Source organism: Methylobacterium phyllosphaerae (assembly GCF_001936175.1).
Classification (GTDB): domain Bacteria; phylum Pseudomonadota; class Alphaproteobacteria; order Rhizobiales; family Beijerinckiaceae; genus Methylobacterium; species Methylobacterium fujisawaense.
Genome location: NZ_CP015367.1, coordinates 5,428,465 through 5,452,975, shown reverse-complemented (window position 1 = coordinate 5,452,975; position 24,511 = coordinate 5,428,465). Strand labels below are relative to the sequence as shown.

Below are 24,511 nucleotides of genomic sequence, written 5' to 3'. Positions count from 1 at the left end.
GTTAAGCTTCGGTCGCCATACTGATGGCACTCATACACAAGGTTGGCCATGCGCTCGCTCAAGATCGCCCTTCTCGGCGTTGTCGCCGCCACCGGCCTCGGCGTTCTGGCCTCCGCGCCGGCTGAGGCGCAGGATGGTTTCGTTTCCGGCCCGATCTACCGGGTCAGCCGCCCGCTCCCGATCCGGGTGCGCCCGCGCAGCTGGCTGGATGCCGGCAACGTGCCGCTCACCTCGAACGTCCCGGGTGCCGGCGGTTCGCGGAATCCGGCTCTGAACCCCTACCTGATCGCAGCGTCCAACCAGCTGACCCCGCCCTACGGCCCAACCGACCGCTTCGGCCGCGGGATCCTGCCGGACCCGATCACCAACGGACCGTTCATCGGCGCCCGTTCGAGCGCGATCCGCAACGTCGATCTCTCCTTCGTCGATCGCCTGGATCCGACCTCGCCGCTCTACGGCCGCCCCTACTGAGCGGCTCCCACAGACAGCCTGAACGTCGCGAAGCGCGGGTCCTCGGGCCCGCGTTTTTCGTTTGGCATCTATCCCGGCCACGCCTTCACCGGCGCCGGATATCCTGTATGCCAAGTGCCGCGGAAGCAGATCCGCTGCCGAGGCCGGGAACAGTGCCATGAAGCCGTTCGACTGGGTGACCGGGTATCCGTCCCTGCGCATGCCGATGTTCGGGCGCAACTGTGTCGCCACCTCGCACGCGTTGGCGGCACAGGCCGGCATCCAGATGCTCCAGGCCGGCGGGAACGCGGTCGACGCCGCGATCGCCACGGCGGCCGCCAAGACCGTGACCGAGCCGTGCAGCAACGGCCTCGGCTCCGACGCCTTCTGCATCCTGTGGGACGGGAAGGCGCTGCACGGCCTCAACGCCTCGGGCGGGGCTCCGGCCGCTTGGAGCCCGGACTACTTCCTGCGGAAATACGGTCCGGCGGAACGGACGCCGATGCGCGGCTGGGATTCGGTCACCGTACCGGGGGCGGTGGGCGCCTGGGTCGCGCTCAGCGAGCGCTTCGGCCGCCTCCCCTTCGCCGATCTGATGCAGCCGGCGATCCGCATCGCCGAGCGCGGCTATCTCGCGCCGGTCGTCGTGCAGCAGAAATGGGCGGCCGCCGCCGGGATCGAGGCGATCACCCGCCAGCCGGGCTTCGCGGAGTTCTTTCTGCCGCGCGGCCGAGCGCCGGATGTCGGCGAGCTGGTGACCTTTCCCGGCGCCGAGCGGACCCTGCGGCTGATCGGCGAGACCAAGGGCGAGGCCTTCTACCGGGGCGAGATCGCCGAGGCGATCGCCGCGCACGCGCGGGCCCATGGCGGCGCCATGACGGCCGCCGACCTCGCGGCGTACCGCCCCGAATGGGTGATGCCGACCGCCAAGGATTACCACGGCTACACGCTGCACGAGATCCCGCCGAACGGCCAGGGCATCGCGGCACAGATCGCGCTCGGCATCCTGGAGCAGTTCGACCTCGGCAGCCTGCCGGTGGACGGACCGGAGGCGCAGCACCTCCAGATCGAGGCGATGAAGCTCGCCTTCAGCGACACCTACCGGTACGTCGCCGACCCGCGCGGGATGGAGGTGACGCCCGAAGCCATGCTGGACCGCGCCTATCTGGCGGAGCGCGCTAAGCTGATCGACCGGAACCGCGCCCAGGTCTTCGGCCCCGGCAAGCCGCCCGCGGGCGGCACGATCTACCTCACCGCCGCGGATGAATCCGGGATGATGGTGAGCTTCATCCAGTCGAACTTCATGGGCTTCGGCTCGGGCGTGGTCGTTCCGGGCTGGGGGATCTCCCTGCAGAACCGCGGCTACGGCTTCGTGCTCGATCCTGCGAGCCCGAACGTGGTGGCGCCGGGCAAGCGCCCGTTCCACACCATCATCCCGGGCTTTCTCACCCGGGACGGCGCGCCGGTGATGAGCTTCGGCGTGATGGGCGGCAACATGCAGCCGCAGGGCCATGTCCAGACCCTGGTGCGGATGATCGACCACGGCCAGAACCCGCAGGCGGCCTGCGACGCGCCGCGGTGGCGGGTGAACGAGGGTCTCGACATCAACGTCGAGGCAGCGATGCCGCGGGCGACCCTGGACCGCCTGAAGGCCCTCGGCCACCGGCTCGAGGTGATCGAGGACAGCTACCAGGATTTCGGCGCCGGCCAGTTCATCTGGCGGATGGGCGATCCGGCGGTCGAAGGCTACGTGGCGGCGAGCGACCCGCGCCGCGACGGGCAGGCCGCCGTGTGGTGAGGCGCTACTTCACCTGCACGCTGTCCACGACCTGGCGGAACTTGGCGAGGACGCCGTCGCGCTGATCCTGCCGCACGACACCGAGGGCGCGGAGATAGCCATCCGGCGCGAACCGGATGGTCTGCATGACGACCACCGGCAGGTTGGTCGGCTGGTCGAGGGCGCGGGCCACGATCTCGTGCCAGTCGACGCCGTTCGAGCGGTAGCTCTGGGCCCGCTCGATGACGAAGTCCTTCATGGTCTGGTTCGAGGCCAGGGCGGCGCGGGCGAAGCCGTCCCGCTGCTCGGCCGAGGGCGGCTGCTGCACGGCCTGGGCGAGGACGAGGATCGGCTGCTCCAGATTCTGCATCTGGTCCTTGGGGCCGCTGGTCAGGAGGATCGAATTGCCGGCCATCACCCGCACCGGCCGGAAGCCCGCCATGTCGGCGATGCGGAAGGGCAGCGCGTCGACCTGCTGGGTCAGCGTCAGCGCAGGCCGGAGGGTGACGCCGGTCACCATCTTGCGCATCGAGGCCTCGGTCTCGGCGTCGGGCAGCGCCTGGGCGATGATCAGTCCGGTCACGCTCGGCGTACCGACCACGAGAATCCACTTCCGGATCGCCGGAGCGGACGAGGCCGGATCGGCGGGCTGCTCACCGGTGTAGAGCATGCCCTCGTTGTCGCCGATCTTGACCTCCTCGCGCTTCTCGACGGCGAAGCCCTGGCTCAACAGGTTGGCGTCGGTGAAGCCGCTGACGAGTTCCGCGAAGGCGTTCGCGGGCAGCTCGACGACCGACACGGTCGCGCCCCCCTCCTTCCGCTCGAAGCCCGAGAAGCGCCGCGACAGCGACATGTCGGCCGGCGGATCGAAGCCGAAGCGCGAGCCCGGCGGGTAGACAGGATCTCCGGCCCAGGCCGCGGAGCCAAGGCTTACCGCAAGCGCGGCAGCGCCGAGAACCCGTCCGAGACGCAGCGTCAGGTTGCGCATCCGCATCGAAAACCGGTTCTCCTCGTGGACCCAACTTGGGGTTAGTCCGCCCGCGATGGGTCTGCCCGGCGACCTGATCTGTCAAGCCGGCAATGCCGCGCGCCTGCGATCACGATGAAAGGAAACCGCCAACGCCGCCGTGACGGCGATCCCGACGGCGTAGGCGCAGAGATTCCACGGGGAGATGAGTGTGCCGAGGAGGAGCTGGCCCGGCAGGGTTGCCTGGAAGGCGTCGAGCGCCGGGGTATGAACGAGACGGCTCGCTTCGATGAGCCCGGCGCCGAAGAAGGCGGCGATCATGCAGGTGCGCAGACCCCAGCCGGCCGGTCGCAGGGCGGCCACCAGCAGGAACAGCATCGCTCCCCACAGGATGCCGCCGCCGTAGTGGTGAACCGCGAGCGGCAGGTTCCACGCCGGCACGCGCAGCAGCAGTCCCAGCCCGATCACGGCGGCCGCGAGGCCGAGATGGGTTGCCCGGGCCAGCGGCAGATCCATCCGCGCGGGCGCCGGCATCGCGGCCGGCCCGATCGCGATGCCGTTCACCCGGGCGACCAGGGTGTAGGAGACGATCATCAGCAGGAACCACGAGGAGAGCTTGGCCACAGGGACGAGGGACCAGTACTGCCGCTGGTTCGGGTAGAGCCACGTCCCGGAGAGCGTCCCCAGGTTCTCCGCGAACCAGATGAACAGCGCGACGAGCAGCAGGCCGAGCAGCAGCGGCATCGCGCGGTGCGTGCGCCAGACCTTGAAGTACACGGTCGCGGGGGCGAAGGCCGCGACCGCGATCCCGATGAGGCCGAAGCGCAGATCGACGCCGAGATGATCGGTGAGGAAGTTGACGTAGATCGCAATCGACAGGAGCGAAAGCAGGCGCAGGCTCGGATGCCGCGTGAACCGGAAGTCGAAGAGGCGCCAGACCCGGGCGAGATAGCTGCCGACGGCCGCGTACATGAAGCCCGTGAAGAGCGGGACGCCGCCGAGCCGGAAGAGGTTCGCCTCGGGATAGATCCAGCTTCCGATCGCGGTTTTGTGGACCTCCATGGCCGTGCCGATGACGTGGAAGACCAGGATTACCCGGGCTTCCGACCACGTCTCCATCCGCGTCCGCAGCAGAATGACCTGAAGCGTCACGGCGGCGAGGAATAGGGCGTCGTACCGGGCGATCGGCGCGTGGGACGGCCAGACGAGGCGCGTGCCGAGCATCAGCGCCAGAAGCAGTCCCCCGAACAGGCAGGCCCAGCCCTGTTTCAGCCCGAACCGAACGAACTCGTAGATCGCGGCCGCGGCGCGGCCCCGCGCCAGGACCGCCTCCTGAAGGCGGGCCTCGGCCGCGACGAAGCCGGCGATCGCCGGCCATTGCGCTGCCGCGCTGACCCGCTCGCCCGGCATCGCGGCCGGCCCGCATTCCGGCGATCGCTTTAGCGCCACGGCGGTGCCGGCGCCGTGACGCGCCGCAGGGTGAGGTTGCAGCGGCCGCCCGGCGGGAGGAAACCGGGATCGGCCGTCTCCGCGAGAAGGTCGCCGGCCGGGTAGAGCCGGTCGATGCCGTGGTAGATCAGGCGCGAGGGGCCGCCGATCATCAGCGCGTCGCCGGCCTGCAGGCGGATCGAGCGCGTCGGATCCGCGCGGCTCTGGCCGCCGTAGCGGAACAGTGCCGCCGCCCCGAGGGAGAGCGAGAGGACGGGCGCCGAGAAATCCGCCTCGTCGCGATCCTGATGGAGGCCCATGCGCGACCCCGGCGCGTAGAGGTTGATGAGACAGGCTTCCGGCGGCACCGGACAGTTCGCCAACACCGCCCAGGCCGCGAGGGCGGTCGGCGGCATCGCCGGCCATGGCCGCCCGGTCTCCGGATGGTCCGGCTGATAGCGGTAGCCCGCGACGTCCGAGACCCAGCCGAGGGGACCGGCATTCGACATCCGTACGGAGAACGGCTTGCCGGTGCGCGGCATCCGCGGCGTCACGGGCGGCGCCGTTTCGAGGATGGCGGCGATCTCGGCGGCGAGCCGGGCGCGGGCCGTCGCATCGAGGAAGCCGGGATGGTGGATCAGGCCGGGGGCGAGTTCCGTCGCCACTCAGCGGCCCGCGTCGACATCCTGCTCCAGCACGGTCTTCGAGGCGACCGTGGTGTCGGCGTTGAGGCGGTAGACCAGCGGGACCCCGGTCCGGATCTGGAGATCCGGCACCTGCTCCTCGTTCAGCCCATCGAGGACCATCGCCAGGGCGCGCAGCGAATTGCCATGGGCCGCCACCAGGACCCGCTGGCCGGCCATCACCCGCGGCAGGATCGCCGCGATGTAGTAGGGCAGCACCCGCGCGGCAGTGTCCTTCAGGCTCTCGCCGCCGGGCGGCCGCACGTCGTAGGACCGGCGCCAGGTATGGACCTGCGCGTCACCCCATCGGGCGCGGGCCGCGTCCTTGTTGAGGCCGGAGAGGTCGCCGTAATCCCGCTCGTTGAGGGCCCTCTGCCGAATGATCGGAACATCCGGGAGAGCCATCTCCTCCAGGATCAGCGAGCAGGTGCGCTGGGCCCGCAACAATTCGGAGGTGAAGGCCACATCGAAGCCGTAGCCGTCCCGCTTCAACCCGCGGCCGGCCGCCCGGGCCTCGGCGATGCCGCGCTCGGTCAGGTCCGGGTCGCGCCAGCCCGTGAACAGGTTCTGAAGGTTCCACTCGCTCTGGCCGTGCCGGACGAGGACGAGGAGCCGTTCCATGGATGCACCGCTCCCGGTCACAGGCCGAGGACGTCGGCCATCGTGTAGAGCCCCGGCGGCTTGGGATGCGCCCAGAGCGCGGCCTTGACGGCGCCCGTGGCGAACAGGCCGCGGTCGGCGGCGTGGTGGCTGATCGTCAGGCTCTCGCCGGTGCCGGCGAAGATCACGCTGTGGTCGCCGACGACGCTGCCGCCCCGCAGGGTGGCGAAGCCGATATCGCCGGGCCGGCGGGCGCCGGTATGCCCGTCCCGGGTGGAGACGCGGACCGTCTTCAGGTCGACGCCGCGGCCCTCGGCGGCGGCCTCGCCCAGCATCAGCGCCGTGCCGGACGGCGCATCCACCTTCATGCGGTGGTGCATCTCGGAAATCTCGATGTCGAACTCGTCGCCCAGCGCCTTCGCGACCCGGCGGACCAGCTCGGCCATCAGGTTGATGCCGAGCGACATGTTGCCCGATTGGACGATCCGGGCATGGTACGAGGCCGCCTTCAGCTTGGCGAAATCGTCCTCGGACAGGCCGGTCGTGCCGACGACGTGGACGATGCGGGCCTGGGCCGCCAGTTCGGCGAAGGCCACCGTGGCGGCGGGCGCGGTGAAATCGAGGACGCCGTCGGCGGCCGCGAAGGCCGCGAGCGCGTCATCGGTGACCGGCACGTCGAGGGGCTGGAGACCGGCGAGCAGGCCCGCATCCTGCCCAAGGGCCGGGGAGCCTTCGCGCTCGATCGCCGCCGAGAGCGTACAGCCCTCGGACTGCGCCACCGCGCGGATCAGCATCCGCCCCATGCGCCCGTCGGCGCCGACCACCACGAGCCGCATTCCGTTCCCCAACCCACCTTGCTGCGCGCAGGATCCGCACCGCGCCGACCCGTCCTGCGTCGGTGTCCGGGCTCCCCGTCTGCCGCAGGGGCGGCGGGAGCCCGGGCAACCTCACTCCTTCTCGGGGGCGATCTGCTCGAGGCCGCCGATATGCTTCTGCGCGTAGAGCGGCAGGCCGATCTGCTTGATCAGCTCCAGCTGCGTCTCGAGGAAGTCGATGTGCCCCTCCTCGTCCTCGGCCAGATCCTCGAACAGGCGCTTGGAGACCCGGTCGTTGATCGAATCGCAGTACTTCGCGGCCTCGAGATAGAGGCTGCGGGCCTCGTTCTCGGCGGCGAGATCGGAATCCAGGATCTCTTGGACGTTCTGGCCGATCCGCAGCGGGTCGAGCTCCTGCAGGTTCGGGAACCCGTCGAGGAACAGGATCCGGTCGATGAACCGGTCCGCGTGGTTCATCTCCTCGATCGATTCCTTGCGCCAGAATTTCGCCAGCTCGACGTAGCCCCAGTCATTGAGCATGCGGAAATGCAGCCAGTACTGGCTGACGGCCGTCAGCTCGCTGCGCAGGCCGCGATTCAGATACTCGATGACCTTGGTGTCGCCCTTCATGCCCCCGTACTCCTTACCGTGCTTTCAGGCGGGGGGTAGAAGCATCAGGCCGCGACTCCCTCATCCGCAGTTTGGAACTTCACCAAACTACACGCGCTTGCGCAAGTCGTCGTGCAGGCATGGCTGCTCTCCGCCGGCGCGCCTTGGCCCAGGGCACTCTGCATGATCGCCCGGATCGTGCGGGCGCAGCGCCCGCATTTCGGGCTGCAGCCGAGACAGGCATAGACCTGCGCGGGCGTGCGCGGGCAGCCCGGGCCGGGTGCGAGGCAGCCGCGGACCGCGCCGTCCGATATGACGTTACAAGAACAGACGATCATGCGCGCCGCAAATCCCGTCATCCCCGCGCCCGCAGCGGTCGTCGACGACCGTCTTGGGCACCTGCGCCAGTTTAGAAGAATTGAAAAGTAGCTGGCTTTTCAATGCCTTATCGGCTGCGGTCGACATGGCACCGCGGCCCGCGCGGGTCAAGGGCGTGCGATCTAAGTGCGCCCCAACGGTTCCGGGGCGCGTCAGCGCGCGAGTTCGCGCAGGCCGAGCCGGATGAGCACCTTGGCCTCGGCGCCCTCGCCCGCACCCTTGAGAGCCGCAGCGATGGCGGCGGCGGCCTGGACCTGCGGGTAGCCGAGATTGACCAGGGCGGAGACGGCATCCGCCACCGGCTGGGGGGCGGCGCCGTCGTCGACGGCTCCCGTGAGGGCAACGAGGGCGGGGTCGATCGGCGCGAAGGCCGGGGCCTTGTCCTTGAGCTCGGCGGCGAGCCGTGCCGCCAGACGCGGCCCGACCCCTGGAGCCCGGCTGATCGCGCCCTTGTCGCCGGTGGCGATGGCGCTGGCCAGCGCCTCGGGCTCCATCACCGAGAGCACGCCGAGCGCCACCCGCGCGCCGACGCCCTGCACGGTCTGAAGCAGGCGGAACCATTCCCGCTCGGCATCCGAGCGGAAGCCGTAAAGGCGGATCATGTCCTCGCGGACATGGGTTTCGATCGACAGCGAAGCGGGCTCGCCGACCTTGGGCATGCGCTGCAGGGTCCGCGCCGAACAATGCACGATATAGCCGACGCCCGACACGTCGAGGATCACGAAATCCTCGCCGAACGAGTCCACGACGCCCTTGAGCTTGCCGATCATGCCACGCCTGTCGCTGTCGCGGGATGCCTACAGAACCGCGGCGCCCTCCGCCAGACGTGCTTGAGCGCGCAGGGAGATCATGAAATCACGGGCGCCGCGCCGGCCGCGCTTGGCCGGTCACGGGGGGATGACCATGCGCGCGCCACTTCTTGCCCTGCTGGGCCTGCTGTGCTTCGGCCCGGCCCGGGGGGCGGACGATCCGTCAACGGCAGCCGTTCCGGTCGCGCCGAGCGCGGATCCGACGCAGGTCCGGCCCGGGAGCTACGTGCTCGATCCGGATCACGGCAAGATCACATGGTCCGTCTCGCATCTCGGCTACTCGACCTATTACGGCCAGTTCGCGGGTCTCAGCGGCACGCTCCAGCTCGATCCGAAGGCGCCGGAGAAGAGCCGCCTCGAGGTCACCGTGCCCCTGGGCGGCGTGATGACCGGGAGCGCGCGCCTGAACGAGCACCTCGCAGCCCCGGACTTCTTCGACACGGCCAAGTTCCCGAACGCCACTTTCACCGCCACGAAGGTCGAGCCCACCAGCCCGACCACGGCGCGGATCACCGGCGACCTGAACCTGCGCGGCACGGTCCGGCCCTTCGCGATCGACGCAACCTTCAATCAGGCCGGCATCCATCCGGTGGATCAGCGCTACACCGTGGGCTTCGACGGCCGGGCGGTCATCAAGCGCTCGGATTTCGGCATCAACGCCTATCTGCCGCAGCTCGGCGACGAGGTGAGCCTGCGCATCGAGGGCGAGTTCAAGGCCGCGCCCTGACGATCAGCCCGATCGGCCGACTCGGTCCGCGGAGCCGAAGGCGCTGCTTCGCAACCGGCAAGGTCCCCGCGCGGCGGAGCCCGGATCGCCATTCGCCGACGCCGGGAACCGACGGTGTTTCCGGATCCGGGCTCGCCTGCGGCGCTCCGGAACGACCATGCGGATGAACGGGCGGGCGGACCCACACGCCGAGGAGTTCGCTCATGTGCGGCGCCCCGCGGCAGCGCATAAGACCGGGTCGAGCCGCGCGGTCTGACCGGGCGGGTGACGCCTCGCCGCCGGGGGTGTAGTCAACCGCCGTCGCGGCGCCGCAGCGAAGGGATGCCCCCAGATGACGACGCTTCTCCTCAGCGTCACCCGGCCTCGTCCCGCGCATGACGGGCGTCTCACCGCGCAGGTCGGCGCCACCCTGGAGGTCTGTGCCGTGCGGCGTTCCGGTGTCTTCAGTCTTGCCCTGGCCCTGTGCTTCGCGGGAGCCGCCGCGGCGCAGGTCCCCGCGCCGGCCGCCCGCGCCCCTGCGCCCGCCGCGGCGGCTTCGCCCCTCGACAACTATGCGACGGCGGCGGCGACGACCATCATCGCCGAACAGGCCTGCCCGGGCGTGCAGGTCCGGGCCGGACAGCTCACGACGCTCCGTCTCGCGGCCCGGGTCAATGCCGGACAGGAAGCGATGCTGGAGGAGAAGCTGAAGCAGCGCGCCATGCAGGTGCGCCAGCAGCTCGCCGCCGACGGCCGCGAGGCTTGGTGCTCCGAGGCTTTGGCCGCCTTCGGCCCCGAGGGCAGTGTCGCGAAGGGCGTCCTGGCGACCGGCGCCCCGATCCGCTGACGGAGCCCCGGGAGTCCGGCGCGGATTGACACGGCGGCATCAGGCCCGTAGTGACCCCGCATGGCGCGCGGCCTCTGTTTGAGGTCCGCGCGTTTCGCGTTGTCCGGGCGGAAAGCCCGCGCAATGACTTCAAACAAGAAGCCGGTCCAGGGGCAGCCGCCCCGGAGGCCGTTCGAGAACACGAGAGAACGATGTTCGCAGTCATCAAGACGGGCGGTAAGCAGTACCGCGTCGCCGCCAACGACACCATCACCATCGCCTCCCTGGCGGGCGAGGCCGGCGAGGCCGTGACCTTCGGCGAGGTCCTCCTGTTCGCCGACGGCGCGGGCGCGACCCAGGTCGGCGCCCCGACCCTGTCTGGCATCAGCGTCACCGGCGAGATCGTGCGCCACGGCCGCGACAAGAAGGTCATCGCCTTCAAGAAGCGCCGCCGGCAGAACTCGCGCCGCAAGCGCGGTCACCGGCAGGACCACACGGTCGTGCGCATCACCGGCATTTCGGCCTGACGCACGCCAGACGCTGGGCGCGTGAGGATCCCTGAGGGTCCGATCCGCGACCGCATCCAAGCCCATCAGATTTCGGAGTTCATCCCATGGCACACAAGAAGGCAGGCGGCTCGTCCCGCAACGGTCGCGACTCGGAAGGCCGGCGCCTCGGCGTCAAGAAGTTCGGCGCGGAAGCCGTGATTCCGGGCAACATCATCGTGCGTCAGCGCGGCACCAAATGGCATCCCGGCGCCAATGTCGGCATGGGCAAGGACCATACGCTCTTCGCGCTGGTACCGGGCCATGTCCGCTTCGAGACGCGCCGCGGGCGCGCCTTCGTGGCCGTAACCCCGCTGGCCGAGGCCGCGGAATAAGAGGCGGGCGCCTTTAGAGGCGAAGCTGGCGTCCCGCCCGGTGTCCCACACCGGACCGGAGACGTCGTTGCCGAGCCCCTGACGGGCCGGTTCGGACGGAACACCCGGGGAGGATGGGACGCCATCCTCCCCTTCGTCGTCTTGAGGCGGTGTCCCGGAGCCGGGAACGCCGCCCTGCGAGGGCACGATGTTCCCCGATCTGACCCGTGATGACGTTTTCCGGATCGAGACGCGGCGGCTGTGGCTGCGCTGGCCGACCGCCAAGGACAGGGACGCGATCCTGAAGCTGGCCGGTGATCCGTCTGTCGCCGCGATGCTGGCGCGGGTGCCGCACCCGCTTCCGGCCCCGGTGGTGGATGCGTTCCTGCTGCAGGCGCGCGCGCAGAACACCGCCGGGTCGGCCCTCACGCTCGCCCTCGCGCCGCGGGCGGCGCCCGGCAGCCTCATCGGTGTGATCAGCATCGAGGGGCGGACCGAGGGGCCGCCGGAACTCGGCTACTGGCTCGGGCAGCCCTATTGGGGCAGCGGCCTGATGGCCGAGGCCGTGACGGCTCTGTGCCACGCCTTCTTCGCCTATACCGGCGGGACGGAACTGGCTGCGTCGGCGCGCACGGTCAACCCGGCGTCCCGGCACGTTCTGGAGACCTGCGGCTTCGTGCAGGCCGGCAGCGCGACTCGGCCCTTCCCGGCGCGCGGCGCGGATCTGCCGGTCGATCTCTTCAGCCTCGACCGGCGGCGCTGGCAGGACCCGCCGTCCGAGCCGGCGATGACGCGGGCCGCCTGAGGCGGCCTTTCGGCGCCGGGGCTGGCCGGCCGCCGTCGACAGGGTGATGGTGCGGGTCGCGAATCCGCACCCGACAAAGGATTCAGGTCGTGAAATTCCTCGACGAAGCCAAGGTCTATGTCCGCTCCGGTGACGGCGGTCCCGGCTGCGTCTCGTTCCGGCGGGAGAAGTTCATCGAGTTCGGCGGGCCGAACGGCGGCGACGGCGGCCGGGGCGGCGATGTCTGGGTGGAGTGCGTCGAGGGTCTCAACACCCTCATCGACTACCGCTACCAGCAGCACTTCAAGGCCAAGAAGGGCGAGCACGGCATGGGCTCGAACTGCCACGGCGCCAACGGCGCCGACACGGTCCTGAAGGTCCCGGCCGGCACACAGATCTTCGCCGAGGACGGCGAGACGCTGCTCGCCGACCTGACCGAGGTCGGCCAGAGGATCCGCCTCGCCAAGGGCGGCAATGGCGGCTTCGGCAACGCCTATTTCACGACGTCCACCAACCGCGCCCCGAAGCACGCCAATCCCGGCCTGGAAGGCCAGGAGATGTGGATCTGGCTCCGGCTCAAGCTGATCGCCGATGCCGGCCTCGTCGGCCTCCCGAATGCCGGCAAGTCGACCTTCCTGGCGAGCGTCACCGCCGCGAAGCCGAAGATCGCCGACTATCCGTTCACCACCCTGCATCCCGGCCTCGGCGTGGTGCGCTCGGACGGGCGCGAATTCGTGCTCGCCGACATCCCGGGCCTGATCGAGGGCGCGCATGAGGGCGTCGGCCTCGGCGACAAGTTCCTCGCCCATGTCGAGCGCTGCCGGGTGCTGCTGCACCTCGTCGACGGCACGAGCGAGCATGCCGGCAAGACCTACAAGCTGGTGCGCGGCGAGATCGAGGCCTACGGCAACGGCCTCGCGGAGAAGCCCGAGATCGTGGCGCTCTCGAAGGCCGACGCCCTCGACGCCGACACGCTCAAGAGCCAGGTGGCCAAGCTGAAGCGCGCCGCCGGCCGCGCGCCGCTGGTCCTGTCCTCGGCGAGCCGGAAGGGCGTCCCCGAGGCGCTGCGGGCGCTCCAGTCCGAGATCGATGCCAGCGCCGAGGCCGAACGGAAGCCGGTGGACGCCTGGCAGCCATAGCCGTCGACCGGTTGTCCCGAGGAGGCGGCGGCCGGGACCGACAGGACCGGGTCTGGGCCCTGTCGGTCCGGATCGAGCGTCGTCTCAGCCCTGCTTCAGCTTCGCGATCGTGTCGGCGGGGACGCCGGTGAAGTTGTTGGCGAGGAGGTAGTTCGGGCTCGCCTTGATCCAGGCATCGAGGTCGATCTCCTCGAACTTGCCGTTGTCCCAGGTCTGGACGATCTCGAGATCGTCGTCGCCGACGTTCTTGATCGCGTGGCCGAAGCCCATGGGGATGTAGGCGACATCGCCGGGCTTGAACTCCGCGACCTTGCCGCGGCCGCCCGAGCCGAACAGGGCCACCTGACCCTTGCCCTTCAGGTAATAGTGCCACTCGTTGGCGTTCACGTTCCAATGGAACTTGCGCATCTGGCCCGGCCGGATCGTCATCACGCCGCCCGACATCGACTTGGACACCGGCCACTCGTCCACGGTGGCGAGGCGGAACGTCCCACCGTCGAAGTCACGGACCGCGCGCGGATCCTTCAGGAGCCGGAACTTGTGGGTCGATTCCTTCGGCCAGGGCGCGTCGAGCGCCTGGGCGAGCGGGATCACCGGCCCGGCCTGGATGTAGGCCTCGCCCTTCGGGAACGCGTTCAGCGCGGCAGTCGGCAGGCCGAAATCGAGCGCCAGCATGTCCTTCGGCGACACGTCGACCCAATCGGTGATCGAGAACGTGCCGTGCTCCGAGAAGGCGCCGTTGTCGAACGACAGGATGAAGTGGCACGGCTTGTCGCCGATCGTCTGGATCGAGTGGCCGTGCCCCTTGGGGAAGAACCACAGGTCGCCCGGCTCGTAGTTGTTGATCTCGCTCGCCCCCGAGGGATCGAGCACCACGGTCTGGCAGCGGCCGTCGATGACGTAGGCCCACTCGGCCGCGATGGCGTGCCAGTGCAGCTCCCGCGACGCGCCGGGATCGAGGAACATGTGCACGCCCGCGATCCCCTTGCTGATGGGGAACTGGTGGACGGTCGCCTCCTTGGCCCAGCCGCCCGACGTGATCTTGGGGACGTTGCCGTCGAGCGAGAAGTGGAAGTCCGGCATGGCGCCGACATCCTTCGGGTCGTGGTAGGCGACCGGGGCGCCGGGGGGCAGCTGCTGAACGTCCCGCCCGAAGCCGCCGGCCCCGGGCGCCCCGTGATCGGTCGCCGCGGCGGCGGCCCCCTGGGTCAGGGCGACGAGACCGCCGGCCCCGAGGGCTGCGGTCCCGAGAAACGCGCGTCGATTCGCGTCCATCTTGTCTGTGTCCTGTGTGCTGAGGTCGAGCGCGCCGGGGCTCGGTGCGGTGCAGCGTCGAACCGGCCGCCGCGCTCACGCGCCGCAATATCGATCTTTGGCATGCCACATACTCACGACCACGTGAGGGATGAGGCCGCTCGCAGGAACGTGTGCCGCGGTCGTGCCGGCCCACGATCTGGACGCGCCGGCGGCCCGGACCGCCCGGGCGCCGCGAGCCATGTCGTCGGACGGCTGTTCAAGAGGCGGGTCTTGCTTCACACCCGGCGCAAACGCGCGTTTTCGCAAGAATCATGATCCCTGCCCTCGAAGAATTCCGCCGTGTGGTCATCAAGGTCGGCTCGGCCCTGCTTGTCGATCGCAGTGCCGGCCGCCTGCGCCACGCCTGGCTCGCTGCGCTGGCCGAGGACATCGCGGAGCTGCACGGGCGCGGCGTCGACGTGCTGGTGGTGTCCTCCGGCAGCATCGCCCTCGGCCGGACGGTGCTGGGCCTTCCGCCCGGCGCCCTGCGCCTGGAGGAGAGCCAGGGCGCGGCCTCCGTGGGGCAGATCACGCTGGCCCGCCACTGGGCCGAGGCTCTGGGCCATCACGGCATCGTGGCCGGCCAGATTCTCGTGACGCCCCAGGATACCGAGGAGCGCCGCCGCTACCTCAACGCCCGCGCCACCGTCCTGAAACTCCTGGAGATGCGCGCCGTCCCGGTCGTGAACGAGAACGACACGGTGGCGACGTCCGAGATCCGCTACGGCGACAACGACCGGCTGGCGGCCCGGGTCGCCACCATGATTGATGCCGACGTCCTGGTCCTGTTCTCGGATATCGACGGTCTCTACACCGCGCCGCCCAAGAACGATCCGGAGGCCCGCCACCTCGCCGTCGTCGAGCGCATCACCCCGGAGATCGAAGCCATGGCCGGCGGGCCGGCCTCCGAGCTGTCGCGGGGCGGCATGCGCACCAAGGTCGAGGCCGCCAAGATCGCGGCCTCGGGCGGCACCCACTTGGTCATCGCCGACGGGCGCGGGAAGAACCCGCTCAAGGCGATGATGGAGGGCGCGCGCTGCACATGGTTCCTCTCAGGCTCCACCCCGACGGCCGCCCGCAAGACCTGGATCGCGGGATCCCTGGAGCCGCGCGGCACCCTGACGATCGATTCCGGTGCCGAGCAGGCGCTGCGGAGCGGCGCCAGCCTCCTGCCCGTCGGCGTCCGATCGATCGAGGGCAGCTTCTCCCGCGGCGACGCCGTGTTGATCCGTGATCCGGCGGGACGGATCCTCGGCCGTGGCTTGGTGGCGTATGACAGCGCCGAGGCTGCGCTCATCATCGGTCACCCGAGCGCGCATATCCCGGACTTGCTCAATTATCCGGGCCGCGCCTGGATGGTGCATCGCGATGACTTGGCACTGTTCTAGAAAATGCCGATTTAAACTAATCTATTTACAATTTTCCGCTCCGATCATTGCGCCCAATCACGAGCCGGCACTCTTGTCGGACCGGTGTCGGGTGTGCAAATACGGCGCTTTCCATCGTCTGGCCGTCCCTGCGGCCGTCGCACATCGAGGACGCCAGCGTGCCCGTCCTGAACCTGAGATCGGACTTCGCCGAGGCCGATTCCCTGCCGGAGCAGATGGCGGCCATCGGCCGTCGGGCCCGCGCGGCGGCCCGGCGTATGGCGCTGGCCTCGGCGCGAACCAAGGACGGGGCGCTCAAATCGATCGCCGAGCGGATCCGGGCGAGCCGTGACGAAATCCTGAGCGAGAACGCGCGGGACGTGGCCGCCGCCCGGAGCGCGGGTCAGAGCGCCGCCCTGATCGACCGTCTCACCCTGGATCCCGGGCGGCTCGCCGGCATGGCGGATGCCGTCGAGAAGGTCGGCTCCCTGGCCGATCCGGTCGGACGTCAGCTGGCCGCCATCGAGCGGCCGAACGGCCTGCTGATCGAGCGCATCGCGGTGCCGCTCGGCGTCGTCGGGGTGATCTTCGAGGCGCGCCCGAATGTCACTGCGGACGCGGGTGCGCTCTGCCTCAAGGCCGGCAACGCCGCGATCCTCCGCGCCGGCTCGGACAGCCACCGCACGGCTATGGCGATCGCGCGGGCCATGAGCCGCGGGCTCGCCGATGCCGGCTTGCCGGAGGACGCCATCCAGCTGGTGCCGACCCGCGACCGCGCCGCCGTCGGGCTGATGCTCGCGGGCCTCGACGGTTGCGTCGACGTCATCGTCCCGCGGGGCGGACGTGGCCTCGTGGAACGCGTCCAGGCCGAGGCGCGCGTTCCGGTCTTCGCCCATCTCGACGGCATCAACCATGTCTACGTCGCCGCAGCGGCCGACCTCGACATGGCCCGCACCGTGCTGCTCAACAGCAAGATGCGCCGCACGAGCGTCTGCGGCGCCGCCGAGACCCTGCTGGTCGACCGCGCCTGTGCCGCGACCCATCTTGCGCCGCTCGTCCAAGCGCTGCTCGAGAGCGGCTGCGCGGTCCGCGGTGATGCCGAGACGCGCGCCGTCGATCCGCGGGTGACCGCCGCCTCCGAGGAGGATTGGCATACCGAGTATCTCGACGCGATCATCGCGGTGCGGGTCGTCAACGGGATCGAAGCGGCCATCGAGCACATCGAGACCTACGGCTCGCATCACACCGACGCGATCATCACCGACGACGATACGGCGGCGACCCGTTTCCTCGCCGAGGTCGATTCGGCCATCGTCACCCACAACGCTTCCACCCAATTTGCCGATGGCGGCGAGTTCGGCTTCGGGGCCGAAATCGGCATCGCCACGGGGCGGATGCACGCGCGTGGGCCGGTGGGTGTCGAGCAGCTGACCACATTCAAGTATCGCGTCCACGGCAACGGCCAGACGCGCCCGTGACCTGCGCTGAAGGTCCGGCGTGCGGCTGACCCTGCCGCCGAGCGCCCCCGGCATGCGGATCGGCCTCTATGGCGGGTCCTTCAATCCCGCCCATCTGGGCCACCGGCACGTGACCCTCGCGGCACTGCGTCGGCTCGGCCTGGATCGGGTCTGGTGGCTGGTGAGCCCGGGGAACCCGCTCAAGAGCCGGAGCGCCCTCCCCTCGGTGGAGGTACGGTCTGCCCAGGCCCACCGCATCGCCCGTCATCCGCGGATCGCCGTGACCGGCATCGAGGCGGCTCTGGGCGTCCGCTTCACGGTCCAGACCCTGCGCTTCCTCAAGCGCCGCTGCCCCGGCGTGAACTTCGTCTGGATCATGGGGGCGGATTCTCTCGGCACCTTTCATCGCTGGAAGGGTTTCGCCGAGATCGCCCGGCTCCTGCCGATCGTCGTCATCGACCGGCCGGGTTTCACCATGACACCGCTCAGCGCCCGGGCTGCGCGGCGCTTGGCCGACGCCCGGATTCCCGAGGAGGCGGCATCGACCCTCCCGCTGCGGCCGCCGCCGGCCTGGGTGTTCCTGCACGGACCGCGTTCGAGCCTGTCGTCCACGCAGATTCGCGCAAGTACGGGGCCAAGGACGTCACGACGGACGCAAGCGCGGTTGCAATCGACGACCGATACCGCCAATTTCATGTCATCCCGCACGGCATGACGCCGCCGTGTGGCAGAACGAGGAACCAGGACTCTGCCCGAGACCAGCCGCACGGAGATGATCCGCACCCCCGTCCAAGCCCCGGTGGAAGCCGGTCAGGCGCGCTCGGACGACCTGAAGGCCCTTGCGCTCGAATGCCTCGATGACATGAAAGCCGAGGAGACGATCGCAATCGATCTGGCCGGCAAGACGTCGCTCGCCGACACGATGATCATCACCTCTGGGCGCTCGCAGAGGCATGTCGGCTCGATCGCCGACAAGATCGTTCAGGAAATGAAGAACCGCGGCTTCGGTAACGCCCGGGTCGAGGGCCTCCCGGCCTGCGACTGGGTGTTGATCGATGCCGGCGACGTCCTGGTGCATATCTTCCGTCCCGAGGTCCGCGGCTTCTACAACCTCGAGAAGATGTGGGGAGCCGACCGCCCGGTTGGGATCGCGGCCGGCTGATCCGGACCGCGGCGGATGCGCCTGATTCTGGCCGCAGTCGGACGTCTGAAGGCCGGTCCTGAGCGCGAGCTGGCCTCACGATATCGCGACCGTGCCGCGCAACTCGGTCGCGGGCTCGGCTTCGCCACTTGCGACAGCATCGAGATCGCAGAATCCCGTGCCCGTCGCGCCCGCGACCGATGTGCCGAGGAGGCGGCGGCCCTGACGGGCCACATGCCGCCTGGCGGTGTACTGGTCGCCTATGACGAACGGGGTCGTGCCGATATCGGAAGCGAGGCGCTGGCCGAACGCGTCGCCGCTTGGCGCGATGCCGCGCGGCCGGCACTCGTGGTGGCGATCGGGGGGCCGGACGGTCTGGACGCCTCAATTCGGACGAAGGCGGAGTTGATCCTGTCTTTCGGGGCCGCCACCCTGCCCCATGGACTCGTGCGCGTGCTCGCTCTCGAACAGCTCTACCGCAGCCTCACCATCCTGTCGGGGCACCCCTACCATCGCGGTGAGGCGGGCTGACCCCCTATGGCCATCCCTGAGATGACGGCCGGGTCGAAGTCCGCGTCAAGACGCGCGCTGCAGACGCTGACCCTGGTCGCCCTCGTCTCGATCGGCTCGGCCGCGCGGTCGGAGACGCCTCCGGCCACCGACCCCGAAGCCATTCAGCGTGCCAATGAGGAACGTGAGCGCCGGGCCGAGAATCTGAAGCGCGTCCAGGATGCGATCGCGGCCAGTGCCGGCCAGCGTTCGCAGTTCGAGTCGGAGATCGCAGCCATCGGCTCCGACCGGGCGAAGCTCGACGCCGCCCTTCTCGATGCGGGCCGACAGGCGCAGGCGACGGAAGACCGCCTGAGCCGCCTGGAGGAGCGCCTGAAGGCGATGAGCGAGAGCGAGGCAGCGATCCGCCACTCGCTGCAGGGCCGACGCGGCATCGTCGCCGAGATCCTGGCGGCGCTCCAGCGCATGGGGCGCAGACCGCCGCCGGCCGTTCTGGTGAGCCCTGAAGACGTGCTCGCGGCGATCCGGACCTCGATGCTGCTTGGCGCGGTGGTGCCGGAACTGCGCGGCGAGGTCGACACCCTGGCGGCCGATCTCGCGGAAATGATCAGGCTGCGCGGATTGATCGCGCAGGACAAGGAAGGGTTGTCCAATGACCTTGCCGGCTGGGCGCGCGAACAGCAGCGCCTGCAGGCGCTGGTCGCCGCCCGCCGCGCCCGTCAGGCCGAGATCGAGAGCGGCCTCACGGCCGAGCGCCGCAGGGCCGCCGAACTCGGTGCCCAGGCCAAGAACCTGAAGGACCTTCTCGATCGTACGGAGGCAGAGGTCGCAGCGGCGAAGCGCTCCGCCGAGGAGGCCAAGGCAGCGGCCGAGCGAGAGGCGCGCATCACCCAGGAGCGCTTCGCCGCGGCCGGCTTCCGCGACCCCGCCCGATTGGCACCCAAAGTTCACTTCGCCGAGGCGCGGGGCGAAGTGCCGCGGCCGGTGAGCGGACGCGTCGCACGCGGCTTCAACCAGCCCGATGGCAATGGTGGCACCACCCGCGGCGTGTCGTTTACGACCCGTCCCAAGGCGTCCGTCTCGTCCCCGGCCGACGGGTGGGTGCAGTTCGCCGGGCCGTTTCGGTCCTACGGGCAACTCTTGATCATCAACGCTGGCGACGGCTACTATCTTTTGCTAGCGGGGATGGATCAGATCAGCGTCGAGGTCGGTCAGTTCGTGCTCGCGGGCGAGCCGGTCGGCACCATGGGCGAGAAGAGCGCAGGTCCCGGCGGGTCCGAGGGTGATCCCACCCTGTACGTCGAGTTCAAGAAGGACGGCGGCTCCATCGATCCGGAGCCGTGGTGGGCGAAGAGCCCGAACAATACGGTACTTGGCGAGAAGGTTCGCAGCTGATGCGCAAGACTTCCCTGATCATGCTCGGCGCCTTCCTCGGTGCCGGCACCTCCATGGTGGCCACCCAGACCGACTTCCTGTCGGGCCCGCGGGCGGTGGCTGCCTCGGCCGAGACCTATCGCCAGCTCAGCCTGTTCGGCGACGTTTTCGAGAAGGTCCGCACGGACTACGTCGAGAAGCCCGACGAATCGAAGATGATCGAGGCAGCCGTCAACGGCATGCTGACGTCGCTCGACCCGCATTCGAGCTACATGGACGCTAAGGCGTTCCGTGACATGCAGACCACGACGCGCGGCGAGTTCGGCGGTCTCGGCATCGAGGTCACGATGGAGGACGGCCTGATCAAGGTCGTCACGCCGATCGACGATACGCCGGCTGCCAAGGCAGGGCTGCTCGCCAACGACATCATCACGCAGATCGATGACGATCAGGTTCAGGGCCTCACCCTGAATCAGGCGGTCGACAAGATGCGCGGCCCGGTGAATTCGAGCGTCAAGCTCAAGATCACCCGCAAGGAATCGAAGGATCCGATCGACGTCACGCTCACCCGCGACGTCATCAAGATCAAGCCGGTACGCTCGAAGGTCGAAGGCGGCGACGTCGCCTATATCCGCCTGACCCAGTTCAACGAGCAGACCTTCGACGGCATGCGGGCTGCGATCGACAAGCTGTCGAGCGAGATCGGGGCCGACAAGATCAAGGGCTACATCGTCGACCTGCGCAACAACCCGGGCGGCCTGCTCGATCAGGCCGTGATGGTGTCCGACGCCTTCCTGGATCGCGGCGAGATCGTCTCCACCCGCGGCCGCAATCCGGACGAGACCCAGCGCTTCTCCGCCAAGGCGGGCGACCTGACCAAGGGCAAGCCGATCGTGGTGCTCGTCAACGGCGGCTCGGCCTCGGCCTCCGAGATCGTGGCCGGCGCCCTGCAGGATCACAAGCGCGCGACCATCATGGGCACGCGCTCCTTCGGCAAGGGATCGGTGCAGTCGATCATACCCCTCGGCGGTTCGGGCGCCCTGCGTCTGACCACGGCGCGCTACTACACGCCGTCGGGTCGCTCGATCCAGGCCAAGGGCATCGAGCCGGATGTCGAGGTCCTGCAGGAGGTCCCGGACGAGCTGAAGGGCAAGGACGAGACCAAGGGTGAGGCAGGGCTGAAGGGTCACCTGAAGCAGAAGGACACCGACGAGCGTGGTGGATCCTCCGCCTACGTTCCGCCGGATCCGGCCAAGGACAAGCAGCTGATCTCGGCGGTCGACTTCCTGCACGGCATCCAGAAGGGCGCCGCCAACGGCACGCCTTCGGCGCAGCAGCAGAAGCCCAGCCTGCCGAACTGACGGCGTTCGGAACGCCCTGACGACCCGATCCCGCCCGGCGCCGCGCCGGGCGGGATTTTCCGTTCCGGGACCGGACATTAGCGGAACGTTAACCATAACCGCCGGCAATGGACGGAAGGATTGGCGCATTGCCGATCGGCGCAGCAATCGTGATCCCGCATCGAGAGCCGCTTGACCGAGTCCACGGACGATATCCTCACGCGCCCCCTCGGGGTGCCTGAGGCGGTGCCGGCGCAGCCCACGAGCCGGCTCGGGCAGCTGATCGCGGCTGCCCGGCGGCCCCGTATCGCTGCTGCCGCGATCGCCGCCGGCTTTGCAGTGGCAGCCGGCCTTGTCCTCGCCCTCGGGGATCCCGACGGCGGCGAACCGCGCGTGCAGGTCGCGATCGCGATGCGCGAGCCCACGATGCGTCCGGCCACACAGGCGCCTCCCACCCTGCAGCCCCAGATCCTTGCGACTGCCCCCGGCACGGCCCCGCTTCAGCGCAGCGCCGAGGAGGTTGAGACCGCGTCCGGCGTGACGGTGGTGCGGCCGCCCGGCAGCGGTCCGAGCGATGCGGTGGTGATCCGCGTACCGCCGCCGAATGCACCGCGGCTCGTCCCGGCGCCTGATCCGCGGATCAGCGAGGCCGGACGCCACGGGCTGATGCCGAAGCTCGGCGAGGGGCGCATCCGCCCGCTCGACGTCTATGCCCGCTCCGAGGAACCCGGCACCGGTCCGCGCATCGCCATCGTGGTGACCGGGCTGGGCATCGGCCAAGCCACGACGGCCGTGGCCACCGCACGCTTGCCCGCCGCCGTCAGCCTCGCCTTCCTCCCCTATGGCGGCGAGGCTGAGCACGCGGCCGCACGTGCGCGGGATGCCGGCCACGAGATCTTCCTGCAGCTGCCGATGGAGCCGTTCGATTACCCTGACAGCGATCCGGGGCCCCAGACTCTGCTGACGGCCCTGAAGGGACCGGAGAATGCCGATCGTCTTGCCTGGGCGATGACGCGCTTCTCGGGCTATGTGGGCCTCGTGAATTTCATGGGCGCCAAGCTGATGGCCGATGCGGCCTTCGAGCCGGTGCTGCGCGAGATCGGCGCCCGTGGCCTGGGGTTCCTCGACGACGGAACGGCGCCCAAGGCCGCGACGATGCCCGCCAACAAGGGCAAGACACCGATCGCCCGCGCCGAGATCGTCCTCGACACCACACCGCGCGCCGACGCCATCGATGCGGCCCTGGCGCAGGCGGAAGCCCGGGCGCGTGCCAATGGCTTCGTCCTCGTCTCGGCGACCGGAACGGCACTGAGCGTCGACCGGATCGCCCGCTGGGCGAAGGACATCGACGCCCGCGGTCTGCGCTTGGTCCCGGCGAGCGTTGCGCTGCGCGGCGTCCGCGACAAGCGGGTCTCGACGGCAGATTGAGGACGCGCGTGATTATAGTCAGCGCAAGTAGATCCACCCCCACCGGGATCGGGAAAGACTTGGGCGGCGTTGCCGCAACGGCCACCCCTGACCTATGGTCGTCTCGATGGTAACGGATTCGGACCTGGGCACCGCCCTGCCCTACCGCCCCTGCGTGGGCATCGCGCTGATTGCGCCATCGGGCGGCGTGTTCGTCGGACGGCGCAAGAAGGGTGCGGGTTCTGAGCATGTGGCCGGCCCGCACATGTGGCAGATGCCTCAGGGCGGCATCGATCCCGGCGAGGATCCCGAGGCCGCCGCGCGCCGCGAACTCTATGAGGAGACGAACGTACCGCCGGAGGCCGTGAAGCTCCTCGCCGAGATCCCCGAATGGCTCGCCTATGATCTGCCACCGGCCGTGATGAAGCAGGCCTGGAAGGGTCGGTATCGTGGCCAGACGCAGAAATGGTTCGCCTACGGCTTCCTGGGCAGCGAGGACGTGATCGACGTGCTCAATCCCGGGGGCGGCGCCGACAAGCCGGAATTCGATGCGTGGCGCTGGGCGCAGTTCGCCGAACTTCCCGATCTGATCGTCCCCTTCAAGCGGCCGGTCTACGAGGGGGTCGTCGCGGCCTTCTCCGGTCTCGATCGATGGTCGGCGCAGCCTTGACCGCGCGGACGGGGCGCTGAGGCCATGCGCTGGCTCGCGATCCCGCTCGCCCTGGCCGTCGCGTGGCTTGCCTTCACCATGAGCCCGCTGTGGTCGCTCTACGACCTCGCGCAGGCGGTCCGCCGGCACGATGCCGCCTATGTCGAGGGCCATGTGAACTTCAGGACCCTGCGACTTTCGCTGGTCCGGCAGATCACCGCGGCAATGCGCACGGCATCCGAGACCGATCCTGACCTCGAGCCCCGCGACCGCCAGCGCCTCAACGACGCCGCCTACGGCCTGGCGCTTGCACTCTCCGAAACGATGGTGACGCCGGAAACGGTGATGGACCTTCTGGCCAATGGCTGGCCCGACAAGCTCGATGTCGAGCGGCCGGCCGGCGCTCATCCCGAGGGCTTGGCGATCCGCGGTCTCGGGCGGCTCGTGTCATACTATACGGCGTTGGAGATGCGGGGCTTTCGCGCCGTCGTGATCCCGATCCCGCCCGAGGGGTCCCGCACCGAGCGCACGCGCATCCGGCTGCGGCTGCGCGGGTTGAGCTGGCGCCTCGTGGATATCGAGATGGCCGATGTTCTGCGCGAGCAGATCGCCGCCAAGTTGAGCCGGGCTCTGGCCCGCGCCAAGATCGGCGCCAGCGCCGGCGAGGAGCGTTAGACGGCGGGCCCTCGACGCGTCCGGCCGCGTTCCGCTTCCGCCTATTCGGGTCGACGCGGAATTGCGCCTGACCCGTGCCGTACGGAGCGGGGCATGGCTACTTCGCCGTCGGGGTGCCGCCGGCAGCCTTGGGCTGGCGCGCCTCGTTCAGATCCTCGGCCTTCTCCTCATCGGTGTCGCCGCTCTGCTCGATGGTCTTGCTCGGGTTGGCGAGGAGCGACCGGACGATGCCGAGAAGCACCTCGCACTCGCCGGGAAACTTGTAGCTCTCGAGGACGATCGCGGCATCGCGCAGGGTGCGCAAGTCGCGCACCAGCTGGGCATTGGCATCCTCGCGCAGCTCGCTCTTCTTGGCGATCGCCTCCTCAATCTGCGCGCCTTTCACGTCGCAGGCGGCTCGGGCCGGCGATGCAGCGATCGCGGCGGCGAGGGCGAAGCCGATTGCGGGAAGGGAGCGCCACATGG

28 protein-coding genes and 1 pseudogene are annotated in these 24,511 nt (G+C 69.5%); 18 read left to right on the top strand and 11 right to left on the bottom strand.

What is annotated here, in order from left to right:
* Positions 1 to 48: 48 nt before the first annotated feature.
* Together MCBMB27_RS24980 and MCBMB27_RS24975 are read left to right on the top strand one after the other, a co-directional pair.
* Entirely contained in the window at positions 49 to 471 is a 423-nt protein-coding gene (locus MCBMB27_RS24980) for a hypothetical protein (protein WP_043350497.1), read from the top strand.
* Positions 472 to 628: 157 nt separating this feature from the next.
* Positions 629 to 2,248, top strand: coding sequence for a gamma-glutamyltransferase family protein (locus MCBMB27_RS24975; RefSeq protein ID WP_043380309.1), 1,620 nt, complete (start codon positions 629 to 631; stop codon positions 2,246 to 2,248).
* Between the two features lie 4 nt (positions 2,249 to 2,252).
* Here MCBMB27_RS24975 and MCBMB27_RS24970 read toward each other — a convergent pair whose 3' ends face one another.
* From MCBMB27_RS24970 to ruvA, 9 genes and pseudogenes are all read right to left on the bottom strand, one after another.
* Positions 2,253 to 3,221: a hypothetical protein gene (locus MCBMB27_RS24970; RefSeq protein WP_043380310.1), complete on the bottom strand. Its 969-nt coding sequence runs from the start codon at positions 3,219 to 3,221 to the stop codon at positions 2,253 to 2,255.
* Between the two features lie 75 nt (positions 3,222 to 3,296).
* On the bottom strand, positions 3,297 to 3,710 hold the full coding sequence (locus MCBMB27_RS30670) for a ribosomal maturation YjgA family protein (protein ID WP_257787431.1): 414 nt from the start codon (positions 3,708 to 3,710) through the stop codon (positions 3,297 to 3,299).
* Positions 3,699 to 4,604 (bottom strand): annotated as a pseudogene (locus MCBMB27_RS24965) (DUF817 domain-containing protein); the annotation flags it as partial. The gene MCBMB27_RS30670 and the pseudogene MCBMB27_RS24965, both read right to left, overlap by 12 nt.
* A gap of 29 nt (positions 4,605 to 4,633) precedes the next feature.
* Positions 4,634 to 5,287 (bottom strand): alpha-ketoglutarate-dependent dioxygenase AlkB, encoded by a 654-nt coding sequence (locus MCBMB27_RS24960; RefSeq protein ID WP_075381514.1) that lies wholly within the window; start codon positions 5,285 to 5,287, stop codon positions 4,634 to 4,636.
* Positions 5,288 to 5,926: a 2,3-bisphosphoglycerate-dependent phosphoglycerate mutase gene (locus MCBMB27_RS24955; RefSeq protein ID WP_075381513.1), complete on the bottom strand. Its 639-nt coding sequence runs from the start codon at positions 5,924 to 5,926 to the stop codon at positions 5,288 to 5,290.
* 17 nt (positions 5,927 to 5,943) lie between these two features.
* Positions 5,944 to 6,741, bottom strand: coding sequence for a 4-hydroxy-tetrahydrodipicolinate reductase (dapB, locus tag MCBMB27_RS24950; RefSeq protein WP_075381512.1), 798 nt, complete (start codon positions 6,739 to 6,741; stop codon positions 5,944 to 5,946).
* Positions 6,742 to 6,852: 111 nt separating this feature from the next.
* Entirely contained in the window at positions 6,853 to 7,350 is a 498-nt protein-coding gene (gene bfr, locus MCBMB27_RS24945) for a bacterioferritin (RefSeq protein ID WP_043380322.1), read from the bottom strand.
* Positions 7,351 to 7,394: 44 nt separating this feature from the next.
* Positions 7,395 to 7,667 carry a (2Fe-2S)-binding protein gene (locus MCBMB27_RS30665; protein WP_075381511.1) on the bottom strand — a complete coding sequence of 91 codons (273 nt, stop codon included), beginning with the start codon at positions 7,665 to 7,667 and terminating at the stop codon, positions 7,395 to 7,397.
* A 192-nt stretch (positions 7,668 to 7,859) separates the two neighbouring features.
* On the bottom strand, positions 7,860 to 8,477 hold the full coding sequence (gene ruvA / locus MCBMB27_RS24935; protein WP_075381510.1) for a Holliday junction branch migration protein RuvA: 618 nt from the start codon (positions 8,475 to 8,477) through the stop codon (positions 7,860 to 7,862).
* A 133-nt stretch (positions 8,478 to 8,610) separates the two neighbouring features.
* Here ruvA and MCBMB27_RS24930 point away from each other — a divergent pair, with 133 nt between their 5' ends.
* The 6 genes from MCBMB27_RS24930 to obgE all read left to right on the top strand — a co-directional run bounded on the left by MCBMB27_RS24930 (position 8,611) and on the right by obgE (position 12,830).
* The gene (locus MCBMB27_RS24930; protein WP_075381509.1) at positions 8,611 to 9,243 is read left to right on the top strand and encodes a YceI family protein; all 633 of its coding nucleotides are present in this window, start codon (positions 8,611 to 8,613) and stop codon (positions 9,241 to 9,243) included.
* A 331-nt stretch (positions 9,244 to 9,574) separates the two neighbouring features.
* Positions 9,575 to 10,069 carry a hypothetical protein gene (locus tag MCBMB27_RS24925; protein ID WP_236952811.1) on the top strand — a complete coding sequence of 165 codons (495 nt, stop codon included), beginning with the start codon at positions 9,575 to 9,577 and terminating at the stop codon, positions 10,067 to 10,069.
* A gap of 191 nt (positions 10,070 to 10,260) precedes the next feature.
* Positions 10,261 to 10,575: a 50S ribosomal protein L21 gene (gene rplU, locus MCBMB27_RS24920; RefSeq protein WP_010683509.1), complete on the top strand. Its 315-nt coding sequence runs from the start codon at positions 10,261 to 10,263 to the stop codon at positions 10,573 to 10,575.
* Positions 10,576 to 10,661: 86 nt separating this feature from the next.
* Positions 10,662 to 10,928, top strand: coding sequence for a 50S ribosomal protein L27 (gene rpmA / locus MCBMB27_RS24915; protein ID WP_043352185.1), 267 nt, complete (start codon positions 10,662 to 10,664; stop codon positions 10,926 to 10,928).
* 187 nt (positions 10,929 to 11,115) lie between these two features.
* The gene (locus tag MCBMB27_RS24910; RefSeq protein ID WP_075381508.1) at positions 11,116 to 11,712 is read left to right on the top strand and encodes a GNAT family N-acetyltransferase; all 597 of its coding nucleotides are present in this window, start codon (positions 11,116 to 11,118) and stop codon (positions 11,710 to 11,712) included.
* Positions 11,713 to 11,801: 89 nt separating this feature from the next.
* On the top strand, positions 11,802 to 12,830 hold the full coding sequence (obgE, locus tag MCBMB27_RS24905) for a GTPase ObgE (protein WP_043754988.1): 1,029 nt from the start codon (positions 11,802 to 11,804) through the stop codon (positions 12,828 to 12,830).
* 84 nt (positions 12,831 to 12,914) lie between these two features.
* On the opposite strand, the gene MCBMB27_RS24900 is transcribed toward obgE, so the two are convergent.
* Positions 12,915 to 14,105 (bottom strand): cupin domain-containing protein, encoded by a 1,191-nt coding sequence (locus MCBMB27_RS24900; protein WP_043358091.1) that lies wholly within the window; start codon positions 14,103 to 14,105, stop codon positions 12,915 to 12,917.
* A gap of 293 nt (positions 14,106 to 14,398) precedes the next feature.
* On the opposite strand from MCBMB27_RS24900, the gene proB reads away from it, so the two are divergent.
* From proB to MCBMB27_RS24850, 10 genes are all read left to right on the top strand, one after another.
* A complete protein-coding gene (proB, locus tag MCBMB27_RS24895; protein WP_043358093.1) occupies positions 14,399 to 15,514 on the top strand; it encodes a glutamate 5-kinase in 1,116 nt (371 codons plus the stop codon).
* Between the two features lie 158 nt (positions 15,515 to 15,672).
* Positions 15,673 to 16,971 carry a glutamate-5-semialdehyde dehydrogenase gene (locus tag MCBMB27_RS24890; protein ID WP_075381507.1) on the top strand — a complete coding sequence of 433 codons (1,299 nt, stop codon included), beginning with the start codon at positions 15,673 to 15,675 and terminating at the stop codon, positions 16,969 to 16,971.
* A 19-nt stretch (positions 16,972 to 16,990) separates the two neighbouring features.
* Positions 16,991 to 17,665: a nicotinate-nucleotide adenylyltransferase gene (locus MCBMB27_RS24885; RefSeq protein WP_075381506.1), complete on the top strand. Its 675-nt coding sequence runs from the start codon at positions 16,991 to 16,993 to the stop codon at positions 17,663 to 17,665.
* Positions 17,666 to 17,722: 57 nt separating this feature from the next.
* Positions 17,723 to 18,112, top strand: coding sequence for a ribosome silencing factor (gene rsfS, locus MCBMB27_RS24880; protein WP_075381505.1), 390 nt, complete (start codon positions 17,723 to 17,725; stop codon positions 18,110 to 18,112).
* Between the two features lie 15 nt (positions 18,113 to 18,127).
* Complete coding sequence (rlmH, locus tag MCBMB27_RS24875) at positions 18,128 to 18,622, top strand: 23S rRNA (pseudouridine(1915)-N(3))-methyltransferase RlmH (RefSeq protein ID WP_075381504.1); 495 nt, start codon at positions 18,128 to 18,130, stop codon at positions 18,620 to 18,622.
* Positions 18,623 to 18,628: 6 nt separating this feature from the next.
* Positions 18,629 to 19,996, top strand: a complete 1,368-nt coding sequence (locus tag MCBMB27_RS24870; protein ID WP_091955096.1) for a murein hydrolase activator EnvC family protein — start codon at positions 18,629 to 18,631, stop codon at positions 19,994 to 19,996.
* Positions 19,996 to 21,336 (top strand): S41 family peptidase, encoded by a 1,341-nt coding sequence (locus tag MCBMB27_RS24865; RefSeq protein ID WP_043358098.1) that lies wholly within the window; start codon positions 19,996 to 19,998, stop codon positions 21,334 to 21,336. The genes MCBMB27_RS24870 and MCBMB27_RS24865 overlap by 1 nt, the downstream gene beginning before the upstream one ends.
* 171 nt (positions 21,337 to 21,507) lie before the next feature.
* Positions 21,508 to 22,743, top strand: coding sequence for a divergent polysaccharide deacetylase family protein (locus tag MCBMB27_RS24860; protein WP_075381503.1), 1,236 nt, complete (start codon positions 21,508 to 21,510; stop codon positions 22,741 to 22,743).
* Positions 22,744 to 22,837: 94 nt separating this feature from the next.
* On the top strand, positions 22,838 to 23,392 hold the full coding sequence (locus MCBMB27_RS24855) for an RNA pyrophosphohydrolase (RefSeq protein WP_043380350.1): 555 nt from the start codon (positions 22,838 to 22,840) through the stop codon (positions 23,390 to 23,392).
* A gap of 24 nt (positions 23,393 to 23,416) precedes the next feature.
* Entirely contained in the window at positions 23,417 to 24,046 is a 630-nt protein-coding gene (locus MCBMB27_RS24850) for a DUF2939 domain-containing protein (protein ID WP_075381502.1), read from the top strand.
* Positions 24,047 to 24,143: 97 nt separating this feature from the next.
* On the opposite strand, the gene MCBMB27_RS24845 is transcribed toward MCBMB27_RS24850, so the two are convergent.
* Entirely contained in the window at positions 24,144 to 24,509 is a 366-nt protein-coding gene (locus MCBMB27_RS24845; RefSeq protein WP_043358110.1) for a hypothetical protein, read from the bottom strand.
* Positions 24,510 to 24,511: the final 2 nt, after the last annotated feature.

What these genes read in the sequence shown, in the direction of transcription:
- MCBMB27_RS24980 (WP_043350497.1), top strand. Translation starts at nt 49, where the DNA reads ATGCGCTCGCTCAAGATCGCCCTTCTCGGCGTTGTCGCCGCCACCGGC.
- MCBMB27_RS24975 (WP_043380309.1), top strand. Translation starts at nt 629, where the DNA reads ATGAAGCCGTTCGACTGGGTGACCGGGTATCCGTCCCTGCGCATGCCG.
- MCBMB27_RS24970 (WP_043380310.1), bottom strand. Translation starts at nt 3,221, where the DNA reads ATGCGGATGCGCAACCTGACGCTGCGTCTCGGACGGGTTCTCGGCGCT.
- MCBMB27_RS30670 (WP_257787431.1), bottom strand. Translation starts at nt 3,710, where the DNA reads ATGGATCTGCCGCTGGCCCGGGCAACCCATCTCGGCCTCGCGGCCGCC.
- MCBMB27_RS24955 (WP_075381513.1), bottom strand. Translation starts at nt 5,926, where the DNA reads ATGGAACGGCTCCTCGTCCTCGTCCGGCACGGCCAGAGCGAGTGGAAC.
- dapB (WP_075381512.1), bottom strand. Translation starts at nt 6,741, where the DNA reads ATGCGGCTCGTGGTGGTCGGCGCCGACGGGCGCATGGGGCGGATGCTG.
- bfr (WP_043380322.1), bottom strand. Translation starts at nt 7,350, where the DNA reads ATGAAGGGCGACACCAAGGTCATCGAGTATCTGAATCGCGGCCTGCGC.
- MCBMB27_RS30665 (WP_075381511.1), bottom strand. Translation starts at nt 7,667, where the DNA reads ATGATCGTCTGTTCTTGTAACGTCATATCGGACGGCGCGGTCCGCGGC.
- ruvA (WP_075381510.1), bottom strand. Translation starts at nt 8,477, where the DNA reads ATGATCGGCAAGCTCAAGGGCGTCGTGGACTCGTTCGGCGAGGATTTC.
- MCBMB27_RS24930 (WP_075381509.1), top strand. Translation starts at nt 8,611, where the DNA reads ATGCGCGCGCCACTTCTTGCCCTGCTGGGCCTGCTGTGCTTCGGCCCG.
- MCBMB27_RS24925 (WP_236952811.1), top strand. Translation starts at nt 9,575, where the DNA reads ATGACGACGCTTCTCCTCAGCGTCACCCGGCCTCGTCCCGCGCATGAC.
- rplU (WP_010683509.1), top strand. Translation starts at nt 10,261, where the DNA reads ATGTTCGCAGTCATCAAGACGGGCGGTAAGCAGTACCGCGTCGCCGCC.
- rpmA (WP_043352185.1), top strand. Translation starts at nt 10,662, where the DNA reads ATGGCACACAAGAAGGCAGGCGGCTCGTCCCGCAACGGTCGCGACTCG.
- MCBMB27_RS24910 (WP_075381508.1), top strand. Translation starts at nt 11,116, where the DNA reads ATGTTCCCCGATCTGACCCGTGATGACGTTTTCCGGATCGAGACGCGG.
- MCBMB27_RS24900 (WP_043358091.1), bottom strand. Translation starts at nt 14,105, where the DNA reads ATGGACGCGAATCGACGCGCGTTTCTCGGGACCGCAGCCCTCGGGGCC.
- proB (WP_043358093.1), top strand. Translation starts at nt 14,399, where the DNA reads ATGATCCCTGCCCTCGAAGAATTCCGCCGTGTGGTCATCAAGGTCGGC.
- rsfS (WP_075381505.1), top strand. Translation starts at nt 17,723, where the DNA reads ATGATCCGCACCCCCGTCCAAGCCCCGGTGGAAGCCGGTCAGGCGCGC.
- rlmH (WP_075381504.1), top strand. Translation starts at nt 18,128, where the DNA reads ATGCGCCTGATTCTGGCCGCAGTCGGACGTCTGAAGGCCGGTCCTGAG.
- MCBMB27_RS24870 (WP_091955096.1), top strand. Translation starts at nt 18,629, where the DNA reads ATGGCCATCCCTGAGATGACGGCCGGGTCGAAGTCCGCGTCAAGACGC.
- MCBMB27_RS24865 (WP_043358098.1), top strand. Translation starts at nt 19,996, where the DNA reads ATGCGCAAGACTTCCCTGATCATGCTCGGCGCCTTCCTCGGTGCCGGC.
- MCBMB27_RS24855 (WP_043380350.1), top strand. Translation starts at nt 22,838, where the DNA reads ATGGTCGTCTCGATGGTAACGGATTCGGACCTGGGCACCGCCCTGCCC.
- MCBMB27_RS24850 (WP_075381502.1), top strand. Translation starts at nt 23,417, where the DNA reads ATGCGCTGGCTCGCGATCCCGCTCGCCCTGGCCGTCGCGTGGCTTGCC.
- MCBMB27_RS24845 (WP_043358110.1), bottom strand. Translation starts at nt 24,509, where the DNA reads ATGTGGCGCTCCCTTCCCGCAATCGGCTTCGCCCTCGCCGCCGCGATC.